This window comes from Streptomyces sp. NPDC092952, from assembly GCF_044754785.1.
GTDB lineage: Bacteria > Actinomycetota > Actinomycetes > Streptomycetales > Streptomycetaceae > Streptomyces.
The window spans coordinates 1-17223 of record NZ_JBIVPT010000005.1 but is presented as its reverse complement, the minus strand read 5'-3'; the positions used below and the strand labels follow the sequence as shown (position 1 = coordinate 17223).

16 protein-coding genes and 1 pseudogene are annotated in these 17223 nt (G+C 71.9%); 11 read left to right on the top strand and 6 right to left on the bottom strand.

The window, feature by feature from the left end; translation table 11 throughout:
• Window positions 1-224 precede the first annotated feature (224 nt).
• Window positions 225-2024 (top strand): MFS transporter, encoded by a 1800-nt coding sequence (locus tag ACIQGQ_RS14125; protein ID WP_402394903.1) that lies wholly within the window; start codon window positions 225-227, stop codon window positions 2022-2024.
• Here ACIQGQ_RS14125 and pepE read toward each other — a convergent pair.
• Together pepE and ACIQGQ_RS14115 are read right to left on the bottom strand one after the other, a co-directional pair.
• On the bottom strand, window positions 1987-2715 hold the full coding sequence (gene pepE / locus ACIQGQ_RS14120) for a dipeptidase PepE (RefSeq protein ID WP_402394900.1): 729 nt from the start codon (window positions 2713-2715) through the stop codon (window positions 1987-1989). The two genes, ACIQGQ_RS14125 and pepE, sit on opposite strands and share 38 nt — an antisense overlap.
• A gap of 67 nt (window positions 2716-2782) precedes the next feature.
• Window positions 2783-3610, bottom strand: a complete 828-nt coding sequence (locus tag ACIQGQ_RS14115) for an IclR family transcriptional regulator (RefSeq protein WP_352277788.1) — start codon at window positions 3608-3610, stop codon at window positions 2783-2785.
• Window positions 3611-3775: 165 nt separating this feature from the next.
• Here ACIQGQ_RS14115 and ACIQGQ_RS14110 point away from each other — a divergent pair, with 165 nt between their 5' ends.
• The 7 genes from ACIQGQ_RS14110 to ACIQGQ_RS14080 all read left to right on the top strand — a co-directional run bounded on the left by ACIQGQ_RS14110 (window position 3776) and on the right by ACIQGQ_RS14080 (window position 11098).
• A complete protein-coding gene (locus ACIQGQ_RS14110; protein WP_402394897.1) occupies window positions 3776-4732 on the top strand; it encodes a DUF1177 domain-containing protein in 957 nt (318 codons plus the stop codon).
• Window positions 4732-6120, top strand: coding sequence for a cytosine permease (locus ACIQGQ_RS14105; protein ID WP_402394895.1), 1389 nt, complete (start codon window positions 4732-4734; stop codon window positions 6118-6120). The genes ACIQGQ_RS14110 and ACIQGQ_RS14105 overlap by 1 nt, the downstream gene beginning before the upstream one ends.
• Window positions 6117-7457, top strand: a complete 1341-nt coding sequence (locus ACIQGQ_RS14100) for a M20/M25/M40 family metallo-hydrolase (RefSeq protein WP_402394892.1) — start codon at window positions 6117-6119, stop codon at window positions 7455-7457. Before ACIQGQ_RS14105 ends, ACIQGQ_RS14100 begins: the two co-directional genes overlap by 4 nt.
• A 196-nt stretch (window positions 7458-7653) precedes the next feature.
• Entirely contained in the window at window positions 7654-8412 is a 759-nt protein-coding gene (locus tag ACIQGQ_RS14095; RefSeq protein ID WP_402394889.1) for a MerR family transcriptional regulator, read from the top strand.
• 285 nt (window positions 8413-8697) lie between these two features.
• Entirely contained in the window at window positions 8698-9051 is a 354-nt protein-coding gene (locus ACIQGQ_RS14090) for a hypothetical protein (RefSeq protein ID WP_402394886.1), read from the top strand.
• Window positions 9052-9093: 42 nt separating this feature from the next.
• The gene (locus ACIQGQ_RS14085; RefSeq protein ID WP_402394883.1) at window positions 9094-10338 is read left to right on the top strand and encodes a hypothetical protein; all 1245 of its coding nucleotides are present in this window, start codon (window positions 9094-9096) and stop codon (window positions 10336-10338) included.
• On the top strand, window positions 10322-11098 hold the full coding sequence (locus ACIQGQ_RS14080) for a hypothetical protein (RefSeq protein WP_402394881.1): 777 nt from the start codon (window positions 10322-10324) through the stop codon (window positions 11096-11098). Before ACIQGQ_RS14085 ends, ACIQGQ_RS14080 begins: the two co-directional genes overlap by 17 nt.
• Window positions 11099-11125: 27 nt before the next feature.
• Here the strand turns inward: ACIQGQ_RS14080 and ACIQGQ_RS14075 are convergent, their stop codons facing one another.
• Window positions 11126-13102, bottom strand: coding sequence for a heavy metal translocating P-type ATPase (locus ACIQGQ_RS14075; RefSeq protein WP_402394879.1), 1977 nt, complete (start codon window positions 13100-13102; stop codon window positions 11126-11128).
• Window positions 13103-13196: 94 nt separating this feature from the next.
• On the opposite strand from ACIQGQ_RS14075, the gene ACIQGQ_RS14070 reads away from it, so the two are divergent.
• Window positions 13197-13574 carry an ArsR/SmtB family transcription factor gene (locus ACIQGQ_RS14070; protein WP_402394876.1) on the top strand — a complete coding sequence of 126 codons (378 nt, stop codon included), beginning with the start codon at window positions 13197-13199 and terminating at the stop codon, window positions 13572-13574.
• A 149-nt stretch (window positions 13575-13723) separates the two neighbouring features.
• On the opposite strand, the gene ACIQGQ_RS14065 is transcribed toward ACIQGQ_RS14070, so the two are convergent.
• The gene (locus ACIQGQ_RS14065) at window positions 13724-14299 is read right to left on the bottom strand and encodes an SMI1/KNR4 family protein (RefSeq protein WP_402394873.1); all 576 of its coding nucleotides are present in this window, start codon (window positions 14297-14299) and stop codon (window positions 13724-13726) included.
• Window positions 14300-14636: 337 nt separating this feature from the next.
• Here ACIQGQ_RS14065 and ACIQGQ_RS14060 point away from each other — a divergent pair, with 337 nt between their 5' ends.
• Entirely contained in the window at window positions 14637-15191 is a 555-nt protein-coding gene (locus ACIQGQ_RS14060) for a hypothetical protein (protein WP_402394870.1), read from the top strand.
• Window positions 15192-15204: 13 nt separating this feature from the next.
• On the opposite strand, the gene ACIQGQ_RS14055 is transcribed toward ACIQGQ_RS14060, so the two are convergent.
• Both ACIQGQ_RS14055 and ACIQGQ_RS14050 read right to left on the bottom strand, forming a co-directional pair.
• Window positions 15205-15942: a VOC family protein gene (locus ACIQGQ_RS14055; RefSeq protein WP_402394867.1), complete on the bottom strand. Its 738-nt coding sequence runs from the start codon at window positions 15940-15942 to the stop codon at window positions 15205-15207.
• 28 nt (window positions 15943-15970) lie between these two features.
• Window positions 15971-16117, bottom strand: a pseudogene (locus ACIQGQ_RS14050) (nuclear transport factor 2 family protein); the annotation flags it as partial.
• Between the two features lie 134 nt (window positions 16118-16251).
• Between ACIQGQ_RS14050 and ACIQGQ_RS14045 the strand changes: the two are divergent.
• Complete coding sequence (locus tag ACIQGQ_RS14045) at window positions 16252-16776, top strand: MepB family protein (protein WP_402394864.1); 525 nt, start codon at window positions 16252-16254, stop codon at window positions 16774-16776.
• Window positions 16777-17223 lie beyond the last annotated feature (447 nt).

Here is a 17223-nt window from a genome sequence, read left to right as displayed (position 1 = left end):
CACGTTCCATTCTGACGGAAGGTCAGATGACGGGTGGATCGGGCCCGGACCGCCCCCGTGCGCCCAACACGTGCGCCACCGCGCCCCGTTCGCGCCACGTTCACCGGAATACACCGGACGTCTGAAAGGTTTCACAGTGCACACAGTCGGCGGCCGGAGCTGCCCGCCCGCACCGCCCGTACACCTCTTCCCGACCTCGATCACGCCGCCCGGAGGCCGCACGCATGCCACAGACGACGAACGAACAGCACCCCGGGGAGCTCCCCGATCCCCGTCCGCGCAAGGCCGGTCGCGGGATCGTCCCCGTGCTCGCCTTCGCGGGCATCACCGTCGCGGTGATGCAGACCCTGCTCGTCCCCGTCATCAAGGACCTGCCCGCCCTGCTGCACACCGCCCCGTCGAACGCCACCTGGGTGATGACGGCGACGCTGCTCGCGGGGGCCGTCGCCACCCCGATCATGGGCCGGCTCGGTGACCTCCGCGGCAAGCGGAAGATGCTGCTCGCCAGTCTCGCCGTGATGGTGGTCGGCTCCCTGATATGCGCCTTCACCGACGAACTCGTGGTCATGATCGTCGGGCGCGCCCTCCAGGGCTTCGCGATGGGAGCCATTCCGCTGGGCATCGGCATCATGCGCGACGAACTGCCCCGGGAGCGGCTCGGTTCGGCGATGGCGCTGATGAGTTCCTCGATCGGGGTGGGCGGCGGGCTGGCGCTGCCCGCCGCCGCGCTGGTCGCCCAGCACGCCGACTGGCACGCCCTGTTCCTCGGCGCGGCCGGTCTCGGGGTGCTGTCGATGGCGCTCACCGTCCTGGCCGTGCCGGAGACCTCGCTGCGCGCCCCCGGCCGCTTCGACCTGCCCGGGGCGCTGGGGCTCTCGCTCGGGCTGGTCTGCCTGCTGCTGCCGATCACCAAGGGCGCCGACTGGGGCTGGACCTCGCCCGCCACGCTCGGCCTGATCGCCACCGCGCTGCTGATCCTGGTCCTGTGGGGCCTGTTCGAGCTGCGCAGCCCGACCCCGCTGGTCGACCTGCGCACCAGCGCCCGGCGCGAGGTGCTGCTGACCAACCTCGCCTCGATCATGGTCGGGGTCGCGTTCTACGCGGTCTCGCTGGTCCTGCCGCAACTGCTCCAGCTGCCGGAGTCCACGGGGTACGGGCTCGGGCGGTCGATGGTGGTCGCGGGGCTGTGCGTGGCACCGCTCGGCATCACGATGATGCTCGTCGCCCCGCTGTACGCCCGGCTCTCCGCCCGCCGGGGCCCCAAGGTCTCGCTGATGCTCGGCATGCTGGTGATGGCCGTCGGCTACGGGGCGGGGCTCGGGCTGATGAGCGCCGCCTGGCAGACCGTGGTGATCGCGGTGGTGCTCGGTGCGGGCATCGGGCTGGCGTACTCCTCGCTGCCCGCGCTGATCATCGGGGCGGTCGACCCGTCCGAGACCGGTGCGGCCAACGGGCTGAACACCCTGATGCGGTCGATCGGCACATCGGTGTCGAGCGCCGTCATCGGCATGGTGCTGGCGAACACCTCGGTGCGTACGGGCGGGGCCGCGCTGCCCTCGATGGAGGGGTTCCGCATCTCGTTCCTGATCGCCACGGGCGCGGTGGTGGCGGGGCTGGTGCTGGCCTCGTTCCTGCCGTCCCGCCGCGAGCCGGCGCGCCCGGTCCTGCTGGCGAGCAGCGAGGACGGGGCCCCGGCGCCCGCGGCCCCCGCGGCCTCCCGCCCGGTGGCCGGTTCGGGCGGCTTCCGGGGGCGGGTGCTGGACGCGGACGGCGCCCCGGTGGCCCGCGCCAATGTGACGCTGATCGACCACCGGGGGCGCCAGGCCGGCCTCGCCGTGGCGGGCGAGGACGGCCGCTACGCCCTGGCCGCCCCGCACGTCGGCAGCTATGTGCTGGCCGGATCGGCGGCCGGTTTCGCCCCGTGCGCCCGCCCGGCGGCCTACCCCGGCGACGGCCTGCCGGTCGACGCCGATCTGGTGCTGGAGGTCAGCGCGCCGGAGCGTCGAACCGCGGTGTCGTCGTAAGGAGCCACGAGACGTCAGACCCCGCCGCCAGCTCCCGCGGCGGGGTGTCACGGGTGAACAGCCGGGCCGGGTGGGCGCCGTCGACGGCGGCCCGGTCGCCCTCCACGCGCAGCCAGGAGCCCTCGCGCAGGCCGAGCACCGGCACGTCGTTCTCCTCCAGGAACTCCGTCAGCCGCTCCTCGCGGGTCTCGCCCTTGTGGGTGCTGGCCGGGTCCGGGTCCTGGTAGTGCGGGTTGATCTGGAACGGGACGAGCCCGAGCGTCGCGAAGGACGGCGGCTGCACGATCGGCATGTCGTTGGTGGTCCGCAGGGTCGGCGCCGCCATGTTCGTGCCCGCGCTGGCGCCCATGTACGGCAGCCCGTCCCGTACCGCCTCGGTCACGGCCTCCCGCAGACCGGTCCGGTACAGCGCGCTCAGCAGCCGGAAGGAGTTGCCACCGCCGATGAACACGGCGTCGGACGCGGCGAGTTCGGCGACCGGGTCGGCGTTCTCGTGGACCCCGCGCACGGTGATCCCGGCCGGTTCGAGGGCGGTGCGGACCCGGGCGGTGTACGTGTCGTGGTCGGCGAGCGCGTACGGGACGAAGGCCAGCCGGGCGCCTTCGGGCAGGAACGCGGTGACGGTGTCGAGGGCGTGTTCCAGGTAACCCCGGCCGTACTGGGTGGAGTTGGAGAGCAGCAGCAGATTCATCGGGTACCTCTCGGTTCTCTTCCGGTCTTCCGGTCTCTTGCGGACTCTTGCGGTGCGGTGACGGGCGTCAGGCCGTACGGGGGCGGCGGGCGCGGGGCCTGGGGCGCTGCGGCGGGCGGGTGAGCCGCTGCTCCAGCAGCCCGGCCGCGTGGCGCAGCGCGTCGAGCCGGTCGTCCGGCGCCCCCGCGAAGAGCTGCTCGGCGCCGCCGAGGCTGAGGCTGCCGTAGGGCTCGCGGCCCAGGAAGACGGGGACGGCGACGGTGGCGATGCCGGTGTCGTACTCGCCGACCGTCCAGGCGTACCCCTGGGCGCGGATCCTGAGGAACTCCTCCTCCAGCCGGTCCGGGTCGGTGACCGTCCGCTCGGTGAAGCGGGCCATCGGGCGGCCCCGGAAAAGGCGGTGGCGCTGCTCGTCGGGCAGGTAGGCGTAGTACGACTTGCTGGTCGCCCCGGCGTGTGCCGGGTAGAGCTCGCCGACCAGCGGGTAGTAGCGCAGCGGCCCGGCCTCGCCCTCCTCGGCGGCGACGCACCGCATGTGGAAGCTGTCCGGCAGGCAGAACAGCACGGTGTCACCGGTGACCCGGCGCAGCTCCTCCAGGACCGGCCCGGCCAGCAGCTCCAGCGAGCCGGAGCGCTCCCAGAGCCTGCCCAGGCGGAGCACGGCGGGGCCGATCCGGTAGCGGCGGGTGGCCGGGTCGGAGACAAGGAAGCCGCGCCCGGCGAGGGTGGCGAGCAGCCGCTGGGCCACCGAGGTGTCCCAGCCGAACTCCTCGGCGACCTCGGTGACGCCCCAGTCGGGCCGGGTCCGCTCGAAGGCGAGCAGCACGAGGAGCGCCCGGTCGACGGTTTGCAGGGCTCCGGCGGGGGTGCGCCGGTCCAGATCGAACTCCGCCATCGTCATCTCACCATTCAGACCTGAATTGCAAATAACGGGAAACTGTTGCGTTCAACGCTATCCGATCCCGAATGTGGCCTCAGCACCCCGCCCCGCGCATCTCCCCCGTCGAGCGCCGGCCGGGGGCCCCGGTCAGCGGGACCGGACGAGCGAGAAAGGCCCCCCATGTTGAAGTACGTGCTGGACATCGTCGATCTTCTGGACGATCCCCAGGCCAGTGGCAAGGCGGTCGTCGAGTACCTCGACTCCGTGAGCGGCGCCGAGGGCTCGTCCGCGCAGGTCACCACGGTCATCGGCGAGCAGGGCTCGACGGACTTCGTGATGGTCCGCATCCCCGGCTCCCGAGGACGCTCGTCCGGCGGCGACGCCCGCACCCTCGGTGTGGTCGGCCGGCTCGGCGGCATCGGCGCCCGGCCCGAGGTGACCGGCATGGTCTCCGACGCCGACGGCGCGGCCGCCGCCATCGCCACCGCCGCCAAGCTGCTCGACATGCGCCGCCGCGGCGACGTGCTGCCCGGTGACGTGATCGTCGCCACCCACATCTGCCCGAACGCGCCGACCGAGCCGCACGACCCGGTGCCGTTCATGGGCTCGCCGGTGGACATCGCGACGATGAACCGCCACGAGGTGACCGACGAGATGGAGGCCGTGCTCTCCATCGACACCACCAAGGGCAACCGCATCATCAACCACAAGGGCCTCGCCCTCTCGCCCACCGTCAAGGAGGGCTGGGTGCTCCGGGTCAGCGAGCGCCTCGGCGAGCTCCTGGCCGTGGTGACCGGTGAGCCGTTGGTCACGTACCCCGTGACCACGCAGGACATCACCCCGTACGGTAATGGGGCACACCACATCAATTCGATCCTCCAGCCCGCCACCGCGACGGCTGCCCCGGTCGTCGGTCTGGCCATCACCTCGGCCGCCGCGGTGCCCGGCTGCGGTACGGGCGCGAGCCACGAGACGGACATCGCGTCCGCCGCCCGTTACGCCGTCGAGGTCGCCAAGTCCTTCGGCGGCGGCCACCTGGACTTCCACGACGCGGTGGAGTTCGACAACCTCGTCAACCGCTACGGGTCCCTGGCGCACCTCCAGACCCTCGGCCGTACCCCCCAGCAGGAGTCCTGATGGCAGCCACCCAGCGGGCCGAGGCCGCGGCCCACGAGACCAAGACCATCGGCAGCGACGACTACGCGCTCTCCCGCGTCCCGCGCGACAAGCGCTTCGGCTTCTGGTCCATGCTGCTCCAGTGGCTGGCCCAGTCCGGTTCGATCTCGCAGTTCACCCTCGGCGCCACCATCGGCGTCGGGATGACCTTCGGCGACGCCTTCCTCGCCTTCACGCTCGGCGCGGTGATCCTGGAGATCGTGATCTTCGCGATCGGTCTGGCCGGGATGCGCGAGGGGCTGGCGACCCCGATGCTGACCCGCTGGGTCGGCTTCGGCAGAAACGGTTCCGCACTGGTCAGCTTCGTGATCGCGGTCAGCCTGGTCGGCTGGTTCGGCGTCCAGAACACGATCTTCGGCAACAGCGTCTCGGCGCTGGTCGGCGGCCCGTCCTGGATGTGGTGCGTGCTGGCCGGGGTCGCCATCACCGCCCTGGTGATCTTCGGCTTCAAGTACATGGCCGTCTTCGCCAAGATCGTCACGCCGCTGTTCTTCGCGATGGTCGCCTGGTCGGTGGTCTCCACGCTGAAGGACCACTCCCTGAGCGACCTGATCAGCTCCCCGCCGCCCGGCCAGACCATCCCGCTGGCCGTCGCCGCCACCGCCATCGCGGGCGGCTTCATGACCGGCGCGATCGTGGCCCCGGAGATGACCCGGTACAACCGGAAGGGCTCGCACGTCTTCCTGCAGAGCGCCTCGTCGATGATCCTCTCCGAGTACATCGTCGGCATGACCGGTGTGCTCCTGGGCCACCTGGTGAAGAGCAGCGAGGTGTCGCACATCGTGCTCTCCACCTCGGGCGTCTTCGGCGTGCTGGTGGTCCTGATGTCCACCGCGAAGATCAACGACTGGAACCTGTACGGCTCCTCGCTCGGCGTCGTCAACTTCTTCCAGGTCGTCTTCGGCAAGCGGCTGCACCGCGGTGTGGTCACGATCGTCCTCGGTATCGCCGGCACGGTCCTGTCCGCCGTCGGGATCATGACCCACTTCACCGAGTTCCTCTCCGTCCTCGGCGTCGCCATCCCGCCGATCGGCGGCATCATCGTGGCCGAGTACTGGATCGTGAAGCGGATGCGCAAGCCGCTGGACGAGACGCGCGCCTCGGAGACCCTTCCGGCCTCCTCGCCGACCTGGGTGCCGATGTCCCTCGCCATCTGGATCGCCGCGTTCTGCGTCGGCAAGTTCTACGACGGCGGCATACCGGCCCTGAACTCGCTGGCCACCGCCTTCGTCCTGTACAGCGTCCTCGGCCTGCTGGGCTGGGTGAAGCCGTACGGCACCTCCGCCCTGGACGACGAGGACGACACCGCCCCCGCCACCCCCGCGACAACCCCTGTGGGAGCAGCATGACCACCCCCGACCCCACCACCACCGGCTCCACCCCGCTCGTCCCGGCGTCCGCCGAGGCCCAGGACGAGGTGATCGGGCTCTGCGCCGAGCTGATCCGCTTCGACACCTCCAACCCCACCAGCGACGAGCGCGCCTGCGCGGACTGGGTGGTGGCCCGCCTCGCGGAGGTGGGCATCGCCTCCGAGCTGGTCGAGTCGGCCCCGGGCCGGGCCAATGTGATCGCCCGGATCGCGGGCGCCGCCCCTGGGCGCGGCGCGCTGCTGGTCCACGGCCACCTGGACGTCGTACCGGCCGACGCCGCCGAGTGGCGGGTGCCGCCGTTCTCCGGCGAGATCCGCGACGGCTACCTGTGGGGGCGCGGCGCGATCGACATGAAGGACACGGTGGCCGTGATGCTGGCCACCGCCCGGCACTTCGCCCGCACCGGCACCCGCCCCTCCCGCGACCTGGTCCTGGCCTTCCTCGCCGACGAGGAGGCGGGCGGCAAGTTCGGCGCGCACTGGCTGGTCGAGCACCGCCCGGAGCTGTTCGCCGGGGTCACCGAGGCGATCGGCGAGGGCGGCGGCTTCTCCTTCGCCATCGACGACACCCGCCGCCTGTACCCGATCGAGAACGCGCAGCGCGGCATGGCCTGGATGGAGCTGACCGCCACCGGCCGGGCCGGCCACGGCTCGTCCCCCAACGACGAGAACGCCGTCACCGACCTCGCCGAGTCGCTGGCCCGCATCGGCCGCGAGACCTTCCCGATCCGGCTGATCGAACCGGTCCGCGCCCTCCTGGAGGAGGCCGCCCGACTCTACGGCGTCGAGTTCGACGAGGACGACATCGAGGGCAGCCTCGCGAAGCTGGGCCCGGTCTCCGACTTCATGCAGGTGGTGCTCCGCAACTCGGCCAACCCCACCATGTTCACCGCGGGCTACCAGACCAACGTGATCCCGGGGAAGGCGACCGCCCGGGTGGACGGCCGCTTCCTGCCCGGCCACGAGCAGGAGCTGATCGACACGATCGACCGCCTGCTGCTGCCCTCGGTCCGCCGGGAGTGGGTCAACCACGACATCGCGATGGAGACCACGTTCGACGGCCCGCTGGTCGACGCCATGTGCGCCGCCGTCCGCGCCGAGGACCCGGACGGCCATCCCGTCCCGTACTGCAACCCGGGCGGCACCGACGCCAAGGCCTTCACCCACCTCGGCATCCGCTGCTTCGGCTTCAAGGGCCTGAAGCTCCCGCACGACCTGGACTACGGCCGCCTCTTCCACGGCGTGGACGAGCGCGTCCCGCTGGAGGGACTGCGCTTCGGCGTCCGCGTCATGACCCGGCTCTGGCAGAGCTGCTGACTCCCCACTCGGCACCCTGCCAGGGGCCCCGACCCGGGCCCACCCCACGTACGCCCCCTCCGGAACCATGCCTCCGGCGGGGGCGTACGTATGTGACGGCCCGGATCCGCGGTTCCGGCTTGCGGTTTCCGCTGCGTCAACTCCTACCGTCCTGGGTGTGGCCGGAAAGACCGGCCCGGCGATGTGAGGCGGGGCGATGACCTGGTCGATCGCGGATGTGGCCCGGATGTCCGGCGTGACCTCCCGGACGCTGCGGCACTACGACGAGATCGGCCTGCTGCCACCGGCACGGATCGGGAGCAACGGGCACCGCCAGTACGACGAGCCCGGACTGCTGCGGCTGCAGCAGATCCTGCTGATGCGGGAGCTGGGCCTGGGGCTGCGCGAGATCCAGGCGGTCCTGGACAGCCAGGTGGATCGGCTGGCCGCGCTCCGCGAGCACCACCATCGGCTGCTCACGGAACGCGACCGGCTGGAGACGCTCGCCCGCACCGTGAGCCGGACCATCGCCGAACTGGAGAGAGGCAAGGAGGACGGCATGGCAGAGATCAACAGGCCGGAGAACCTGTTCGAGGGGTTCGAGGCCGGACAGCACGACGCGGAGGCACGCGAGCGGTGGCCGGAGCAGTGGGAGCGGTCCCAGCAGGCCATCGCGGGGATGACCACCGAGGGCATGGAGCAGTGGCAGCGTGACGTGACGGCGCAGATGATCCGCATGGCGGAGTTCATGACGGCCGGCACACCCGTCACCGACCCGGCGGTGCAGGCCGAGGTGGACTCCCTCTACCAGGGCGTGTGCCGGTTCTGGACCCCGTGCGCGGAGGCGTACAAGGGGCTGGCCCGGACGTACGTCGACGACCCCCGGTTCCGGGCGAACTTCGACCGGATCGCCGACGGGCTGGCCGTCTACCAGCGCGACGCGATGGTCGTCTACGCGGACACCCGGCTGGACTGATCGACCGGCCGGGCTGCCGCCGGACGGAGCGGTCCCCTCGCTCCGGGTCCCGGCCATGCGCCACCTCCGGCGCGTGGCCGGGACCGGGTGACGCGGGGCCGAACGTGCTCGGCGGGGCGACCGGCCGTTCGCCCGCACGCCGGCGGCCCCCGAGCCGCGACGGCATCCGCCGTGCCGGGGCCCGGAACCCTGGCGCTATCGTTCCCCTGGGCACGGACTGAACGATTCGGCCGGGGCGCCGACACCGGGGACGGTGTCCGGGGTCACCGGCGTGGGGGCGGGGAGATGACGGAAGCACATCAAGAGGTCACGTGGGCCGAGCGGCTGACGGAGGGAATGACCGTCGCCGTGGTGCTGGGCCTCTCGTTCTTTCTGTCGGCCGGCCCGGCCATGCTCTTCTGCAACGCCTCCTGGAGTCTGATCAACGACTCCGGGGCCCCCACAGCAGCCCAGATCCTCGCGCCACTGATCACCCTCGTCCTCCTGGTGGCGCCGCTCGTCCTCACCTTCAAGGTGTTCCGCTCCGGCCTCCGCAAGGGCAGGAGACGGCTGGCGGCGGCGGTCCCGGCGGCGCTGACCCTGCTCGGCGGATCCGCCGTGCTCTTCGTGGTGCTGGCCCTGGCCTACCTGTACGGCTGACCCGGACCGTTTCCACGTCCGCGAAAGGGCGGGTACCACTCGATGTACGACACGGCAGAACCGGCGCAAGCCAGTATCGACGATTCGAGCAACGTGCTGGTGGCGCCTTCGGCGCTGCGGGACGACGACCGGGTCAGGGACTTCTTCGGAACCGTGATCACCCCGGACGACCTCGCCTCCGCCCCGACCGCCCTCACGGGCAGGTCCGTCTACCTGTGCGGCGACCTGTCCGGGATCGACCGGCACCGACTGCGTTCTGCCGAGCGGGTGTTCGCCGTCCGCGAGCTGTCGCACGGTGACGACGCGGACGACGCGGACGACGCGGCGGCACCGTGGGACGTCGTCGGGATCGGCCGGGTCCCCGTCCGCGTGCACGGCGCCGGGGTGTACTACCCCCGGTTCTTCGAACCCGGCGACGACCACTTCGGGCGGATCGTCGCGGAGCACGCGTTCCAGTCCCTGACGGAGTCCACCAAGCCCGGTACGGCGCACCGCAGCGGGATCTATCTGACCCCCGTCACCCGCGACGGCGACGATCTCCGCTTCCACCTGCTGCGGTGCTCCACGAACCTCTCGGGGCCGACCGAGAACTTCCGCCCCACCGACACGCACATCGTCGAGGCCCTGAACCGCGAGGCCGCCACCGTGTTCCGGGGCCAGGCGCCGCTGAACCACGTGCTCGCGCAGATCTACCACAACACCCCCGCCACGGCGGCACGCAAGCAGTCCAAGGCCAGGATCTCCGCCCACGCCGACAAGACCAAGGACATGCCCGCCAACGGCATCATGGCCTTCTGCACCTTCTACGACCGGCTCGACGGGCTGGATCCCCTGCCCGAGGACCCCTTCGACCACGGCGTACGGGGCACCAGCGGGCTGACCAGGCTCCGCTTCCGCCTCAAGGACCCGGCCGGGCACCACACCGTGACCGCGCTCCCCGCGCAGTTCACCCTGACCCTCCACCCCGGCTCCGTCTTCTTCATGCCGCTGTCCACCAACCGCCTGTACACGCACGAGATCCGCCCCGCGGGGCTGGACGCCGGACTGCTCCCGACCCGCCTGGGATACGTGGTGCGCTGCTCGGACACCGAGGCCGTCCACCGGAACGGCCGTACGTTCATCCACGTCGCCGGAGAGTCGGTGGAGTTGGGGCCGCCCACACCCTCCGGAACGGACGAGCTGCGCAGGCTGTACGCCGAGGAGAACAGGACGTCGTCCTTCATCGACTACGGCGGCAGGTTCCGCTTCAGCATGAACACGGGAGATTACCTTGCCCCCCGGCCCTAGGATCCCGGACGAGGTCCGCGCGTACGCCCTGCCGACCGAGGAGAACCCCTTCGCGGAGCTGTCCGCGTCCGCCCTCCTCGAAGACGTGGGGAAGGGGCGGAGGGGCGCCGCACTCACCAGGGTCGACGAGACGGGCGGCGTACCCCTCGTCCGTACCACCACCCGGTACACCGGCCCGGCGCAGTGTTTCCGGGCGGTGCACGAACGGCTGGCGCGGCGGATCCAGGACCGTGCGGCGATTCCGGTCGGCTTCAACAACGCCCTGATCGAGACCTACACCAACGCCTACGCCACCATGGGCGCCCATTCCGACCAGGCCCTCGATCTGGCCGATGACTCGTTCATCGCCGTGTTCTCCTGCTACCGGCACCCCGGAGCGGGCCCGCCGAGGAAGCTGCTCGTCGAAGCGAAGGGGCCCGAGGCCGAGAGGTTCGAACTCCCCCTCGCCCACAACGGCGTCGTCACGTTCTCCGTGGAAGCGAACCGGCGCCTCAAGCACCGCATCGTCCTGGAGTCGCCCGGCCGGGCGCCGGACAACCAGTGGCTGGGCATCACCTTCCGCACGTCGAAGACCTTCCTCCGCTTCCGCGACGGAGAACCGCACCTCCAGCACGGTCCACGCCTCACGGCGGCCGACGAGGAGCAGGCGCGCGAGTTCTACCGGCTGCGGCGCCGTGAGAACCACGAAACGGACTTCGTCTACCCGCCGTTGACGTACACCGTCAGCGAGAGCGACCTGCTGCCGCCCGTCCTGCGCTGAGGCCCCTGCGGCTCCGGGCGCGCCCGCTCACCCGGCGTCGTCGGCGGGCCGGGGCCAGGCGGCCCCGCGCAGCAGACGCAGCCCGTTGAGGCCGACGATGACGGTGGAGCCCTCGTGGCCGGCGACACCCAGGGGCAGCGGAAGGGTGCCGATCAGGTCCCAGGCGACCAGGACGGTGATGAACGTTCCGGCGATGACCAGGTTCTGGACCACGAGGCGGCGGGCGGCGCGGGAGAGCCGCACGACCGAGGGGATGGCGGCCAGTTCGTCGCGGACGACGACGGCGTCGGCGGTCTCCAGGGCGAGGTCGGAGCCGGCCCTGCCCATCGCGATCCCGGAGTGCGCGGCGGCCAGCGCGGGGGCGTCGTTGACGCCGTCCCCCACGACCAGCACACGGAGCCCCCGCGCCTCCCACTCCTTGACGGCGGCGGCTTTGTCCTGGGGCAGGAGGCCGGCGCGGACCTCGGTGATGCCGACCTCGGCGGCCAGCCGCCCGGCGGCGCGTTCGTTGTCGCCGGTCAGCAGGACGGGGGTACGGCCGGTCAGCCGGGCGAGTTCGGCGACGGTCGCCGCCGCATCGGGCCGCAGCCGGTCCGCGATCCCCAGCACGCCCACCGGCTCCCCGTCCCGCAGGACGACGGCGGTGGTGCGCCCGGCCTCCTCCAGCTCGGCCACCACTTCCCGGTGCGGCTGGTGGGCGGCGCCGCACAGCAGTCGCGCGGGAGCGCCGACCGCGACCTTGTGCCCGTCGACGGTGGCGACGACCCCCTGCCCCGGAGCGGAGGTGAAATCCTCGGCTCCGGCCAGGGGCAGGCCGCGTTCGCGGGCGGCGGCGACCACGGCGCGGGCGAGCGGATGTTCGCTGGCGTGCTCGGCGGACGCCGCCAGCGCGAGGAGCGCGCTCCCGTCCAGGCCGCTGCCGGGAAGCGGGCGCAGGTCGGTCACCTGCGGGGTGCCCTCGGTGAGGGTGCCGGTCTTGTCCAGGGCGACGGCGTCGATCTGGCCGAGGCGTTCCATGACGACGGCGGACTTGGCGAGGACACCTTGGCGGCCGGCGTTGGCGATGGCCGCCAGCAACGGCGGCATGGTGGAGAGCACCACCGCGCACGGGGAGGCCACGATCATGAACGTCATGGCCCGCAGCAGCGCCGAGGGGAGGGTGTCGTCGAAGGCGAGCGGGATCGCGAAGACGGCGAGGGTCGCGAGGACCATGCCGATCGAGTAGCGCTGCTCGATCTTCTCGATGAAGAGTTGCGTGGGCGCCTTGGTCCCGGATGCCTCCTCGACCATTCTCACGATCCGGGCGATCACCGAGTCCGACGGATCGCGTTCGACCCGCACCCGCAGGGCGCCGGTGCCGTTGACGGTACCGGCGAACACCTCGTCCCCCGCCCGCTTGACCACCGGGAGCGGCTCGCCGGTGATGGTGGCCTGGTCCACGTCGCTGGCCCCGTCGAGGACCCGGCCGTCCGCACCGACCCGCTCGCCGGGCCTGACCAGGACCGTGTCCCCGACCGCCAGCCGCTCGGTCTCCACCGTCTCCTCGGCGCCGTCGGACAGGAGCCTGGTGGCGGTGGTGGGAGCGAGGTCGAGCAGCCCGCGCACGGAGTCGGCGGTCCGCGCGGTCGCTACGGCCTCCAGGGCTCCGGAGGTCGCGAAGATGACGATCAGCAGCGCGCCGTCGAGGACCTGGCCGATCGCGGCGGCCCCGAGGGCGGCGACGACCATCAGCAGATCCACGTCCAGCGTCCTGCCGCGCAGGGCCTTCAGCCCCTCCCAGCCCGGTTCCCAGCCGCCGGTGACGTACGTGGCGGCGAACAGGGTTCCCCACAGCCACGCCGGACCGCCCAGGAGGTGGACCGGCAGCGCCAGGAGGAACAGCACCAGCGCCGCGAGCGCCCACCGGGCCTCGGGCAGCGCGAGCAGCCGGGTACGGCGCCGGGGCGGCGCCGGACGAGCGGCACCGGCGGACGGCGCGGAACGCCGTTCCAGGACAGAAGGCATGACAGAACGACCCTTCGCGGGCGGAGCGGGGCTACACCTCCACCGTACAGGAATATCTGAACAGCTCTTCAGGTGTCATCGTTATGATGGACCCATGGGCCATGGACGCGACACCACCGCCACCAACGCCGGTACCACCCGCGAGCGTCTCGACGCGGTCGGCACTGCCGACGTCGCCGCCACTCTCCAGGCCCTCGCCACACCCTCCCGGCTCTACATCCTGGCCCGCCTCCAGGAGGGCCCCTGCGCGGTCGGTGACCTCGCCGAGGCCGTCGGCATGGAAGCCTCCGCCTGCTCCCATCAGCTCCGGCTCCTGCGCAACCTGGGTCTGGTCACCGGCGAGCGGCAGGGCCGTTCCATCGTGTACTCGCTCTACGACAACCACGTCGCCGAACTGCTCGACCAGGCCCTCTACCACGTCGAGCACCTGCGTCTGGGACTGCACGACGCCCCGGCGCCCACCGCCGTCTGAGATCCGGCGGGCGCGACGCCTCCGGCGGGGGCGCCGGAGGTCCCGGCCGAGCGCGGTGGCGCTCCGCGTCCACGACCCGGCCGCCCGGGACGACGAGTACGGCATTCGGCCTCGCGCGAGGCCGACGGTCCGGCCCATGCCGCCGGACCTCACCCCCAGCCCGGCGGCAGCAGGTCCCAGGAGTCGCGCCCCAGCCACTCGCCGAAGGTGACGGGCCGGGCACCGGCCGCGTGGTCGAGGGAGAGCGGGACGATCAGGTCGCAGGTGGCCCGGCCGTCCCACCACATCGTGCCGGCCAGCGGACCGGTGAGTGCCAGCAGCGTCGCGAAGCCGCAGCCGTGCTCCCGCGCGACGACGGCTCCGGCCGTCTTCCGGTCCTCGAACTCGTCGTCGTCCCAGGCGGCCATGGCCCGAGCGAACGCCGCGTCGTCCGGATGGTCCCCGGCCCGGGGCTCGCGCCGGTCGAGCTCGGCGTCGGCCTCCACGTAGGAGTCGGGGTGGGGGAAGGGCACGGACAGCAGGTCGCGCCGGCACTCCTCGTTCCCCTCCCACCACCAGCCGTTCTCCGTCCTCATGAGCCGCGAGACGGCCCCGCCCGCGCTCACCCTCAACAGGTAGCGGCGGTACTCGGGCGGGAAGACGATCCCGAGCCCCGCCTCGGCCTCGGCCGTCTCAGCCTCGGTCAGCGGGGGCGGGAGCGGGAGCGGCACGACGGAACGGTTCATGGGCCAAGGCTAAAGCGCGTCCCGCACACGGCCGATGGGACGCGGTGCCGAGGGGCGGGCGATATCCCCCAGGCCGAAATTCATGACATGCACTCGTTCATCTGTGTACGGTATGGATCTTCGAACACGGACGCGGGCGCGGACCTAGCGGGCGCGGGACTGAACACGGGGGCGTACGGCCATGACGGGCGAGCCGGACGGAGCACAGCCACATCCACCGATGCCCTCGCAACCACCGCGGCCCGTACCTCCGCCGCCTGCGGGGCCCCCGAATCCACCTGCTCCCGGCCACGGTCCGCCGAAGTGGGCGTGGTGGGTCGTCGGCATCCTGATCCCTGTGCTGGGCGTGGTCGCCACGCTGATCACGCAGTCCTGGAACAACTCGTCGCGCACCGCGCCCACTCCGTCCTCGACGGCCCCCAAGGAGTCGCTGACTCCGGAGCGGCCGTCGTCCGCCGACCCGAGCGAGCCGACCACCGGCGACGGCGTCACCACCCTGTCCCCCTCACCCTCGCCCTCGCAGGCGTCGGTGAAGATCCTCCGGACGGGAGACTTCACGCTCGCCAGGGGGTACAGCGCCGACCTCGAACACGGCACGGTCGGCGAGACGGTGGAGAGCCCCGACATGGCGTGGCACGGCGGTGACGAGTTCTCCGCCATGAACGGACGCGTGGCCGACACGAGCAAGGGGGCGACCCCGAGGGTCTGCGCGGGAGCCCTGGACTCCCCGAGGTCGACGGGATGGATGGTCTCCGGCCTCGAAGGGACCTGGTTCTGCATGCCGACCAGCGCGAACCACCTGGCGGCCGTCGAGTGGCTGGGTGACGGCAACGACGGCCCGCGGTTCCACTACATCCTCTGGGACGTGACCGCCCCCTCAGACGACGGGTAGGGCGGGTGGTCCGTCAACGGGGGGTGAGGAGGCAGAACTCGTTGCCCTCCGGATCGGCCAGAACGGTCCAGGAGATGGCGGACTGGTCGATACCCGGGTCGGCGGCCCCCAGGGCGCGCAGTCGGGCCGCCTCTGCCGCCGGGTCGTCACCGGGGTAGGGGCTGACGTCGAGGTGGACGCGGTTCCATACGCGCTTGGCGTCCGGGGTGCGGATGAACTCCAGGTAGGGGCCGACGCCTTCGGCGGAGCGCATCGTCGCGTAGTCGTCGGTGACCCCGTGCAGCGTCCAGTCCATCGCCTCGCCCCAGAACCGGGCCATCTCCCGCGGGTCGGCGCAGTCGACCACCACCGCGGCGATCGGCCCGGTGTCCCGGTAGATCGGGCGGGGCTCCAGGACGCAGAACTCGTTGCCCTCCGGATCTGCCATGACCGTCCAGGGGACGTCGCCCTGACCCACGTCGGCGGGCGTCGCACCGAGACCCTCCAGGCGCGTGACCAACTCCGCCTGATGGGCGGCCGAGGTGGTGGCCAGATCGAGGTGCACCCGGTTCTTCACCGTTTTGGGTTCCGGGCGGGCGACGATGTCGATGCAGACGGCCACGGGGTCGGGGTAGGCGAACCCCACGGGTTCGAGGTTGGTCACACCGGGCCCCTCGCTGTCGGCACCCCAGCCGAGCGCCTCCGCCCAGAACCGGCCGAGCGCGGAGTCGTCCCGGGCCTTCATGTTGATCTGCACAAGTCGTGTCGCCATGCCGCAGATCCTAGGAGCCGGACGGCTCGATCCCCTCGCTGCGGCCCCACGGCCCCCGGAAGACCACGTCCGAGGCGAGGGCCCGGGAGAGCAGCTCGGTCACACGACTGTCGTCCGAGGCGTCGAACGCGGAGATGAACGTGTCGATCGCGGACCGCGCGGCCTCTTCCTGCACGCACCGGTAACACCACTCGCCGCGCGGTCCGCGTTCGTCCCGTGAGCCGCCTCCCGGCCACAGTGACGCCGGGCTCCGGAGCGAGGGCCGACGCAGGGCGCGGGAGCGCGGGAGCACGGTGAAAGGATGGCCGAATGGTGACGAATCATCCGTGGACGGGCTCTCCTGACGACCTGCTGGCGGCGAAGGCGCTGGTGTACGACCCGGGCGGCTTCGACTGCTCACCGCCGGTGCCCGAGCCGGAGAGCGCGGAGTACGCGGCCTGCGCGTTCACGCTCGACGGGCGCTCGGTCCGGTTCCGCGTGGCCAGGACCACCCCGACGAAGGTCGGCCAGTTCGTCACCGTCTGGCAGCGGTCGGCGGAAGGGCCGATCCGGCCGTTCGACGTGGCCGACGGGGTGGACCTCTTCGTCATCAGCTGCCGCGACGCCGACGGTTTCGGCCAGTTCGTGTTCCCGCGCGAGGTGTTGTGCGAGCGCGGCATCGTCTCGCGCGACGGCTCCGGCGGGAAGCGCGGATTCCGCGTCTACCCGCCGTGGGTGGCCACGACCAGCCGGCAGGCGCGCAGCACCCAGACGTGGCAGGTGCGCTGCTTTCTCGACCTCGGTCGGGCGGGGTCGGCCGATCCGGGGCTCGCACGCACCCTCTACCACCCCTGAGCGGGGCCCAGCCGGTCACGGGCCGAGGCGGGCCGGACCTGTCGGCGCACGCTCGGCCCTGGCGGCGGCTTTCGACGCGGCCGCGCCGCACGCCCCGCACGTCGGGCGCGCGAGATACCGAAGTCGATGGCTTTGACACCGCTGGCCGACAGCAGGACGCAGGTCCTGCACGACACGGCTCACCAGAAGGCATCTGCCGCGAAAGGCCGGCCGGGCATCGGCCTGGGCCGTCAAGGCCTCCGGTCGTGGTGAAGACAGGCATCTCCACTACGCCCGGAGGCCTCCTCTTGATCGACTACCGACGCGAGTGACCAGCCTCGCGGCCGAGTACGCCTAGTTACGTCCAGTTATGCCTAGTTACGGGGGCCCTTGGTCGTGGGCTGCTTCTTCTGGTTGTAGATCTCCTTGCCGTCCGCGTTGTAGGCGTGGATGTAGGGGTCCGCGGGG

Coding starts and splice junctions, on each gene's coding strand:
- ACIQGQ_RS14105 (WP_402394895.1), top strand. CDS start 4,732: ATGGCAGCCACCCAGCGGGCCGAGGCCGCGGCCCACGAGACCAAGACC.
- ACIQGQ_RS14055 (WP_402394867.1), bottom strand. CDS start 15,942: ATGGCGACACGACTTGTGCAGATCAACATGAAGGCCCGGGACGACTCC.
- ACIQGQ_RS14085 (WP_402394883.1), top strand. CDS start 9,094: ATGTACGACACGGCAGAACCGGCGCAAGCCAGTATCGACGATTCGAGC.
- ACIQGQ_RS14100 (WP_402394892.1), top strand. CDS start 6,117: ATGACCACCCCCGACCCCACCACCACCGGCTCCACCCCGCTCGTCCCG.
- ACIQGQ_RS14095 (WP_402394889.1), top strand. CDS start 7,654: ATGACCTGGTCGATCGCGGATGTGGCCCGGATGTCCGGCGTGACCTCC.
- ACIQGQ_RS14075 (WP_402394879.1), bottom strand. CDS start 13,102: ATGCCTTCTGTCCTGGAACGGCGTTCCGCGCCGTCCGCCGGTGCCGCT.
- ACIQGQ_RS14125 (WP_402394903.1), top strand. CDS start 225: ATGCCACAGACGACGAACGAACAGCACCCCGGGGAGCTCCCCGATCCC.
- ACIQGQ_RS14065 (WP_402394873.1), bottom strand. CDS start 14,299: ATGAACCGTTCCGTCGTGCCGCTCCCGCTCCCGCCCCCGCTGACCGAG.
- ACIQGQ_RS14090 (WP_402394886.1), top strand. CDS start 8,698: ATGACGGAAGCACATCAAGAGGTCACGTGGGCCGAGCGGCTGACGGAG.
- ACIQGQ_RS14045 (WP_402394864.1), top strand. CDS start 16,252: ATGGTGACGAATCATCCGTGGACGGGCTCTCCTGACGACCTGCTGGCG.
- ACIQGQ_RS14070 (WP_402394876.1), top strand. CDS start 13,197: ATGGGCCATGGACGCGACACCACCGCCACCAACGCCGGTACCACCCGC.
- ACIQGQ_RS14110 (WP_402394897.1), top strand. CDS start 3,776: ATGTTGAAGTACGTGCTGGACATCGTCGATCTTCTGGACGATCCCCAG.
- ACIQGQ_RS14115 (WP_352277788.1), bottom strand. CDS start 3,610: ATGGCGGAGTTCGATCTGGACCGGCGCACCCCCGCCGGAGCCCTGCAA.
- pepE (WP_402394900.1), bottom strand. CDS start 2,715: ATGAATCTGCTGCTGCTCTCCAACTCCACCCAGTACGGCCGGGGTTAC.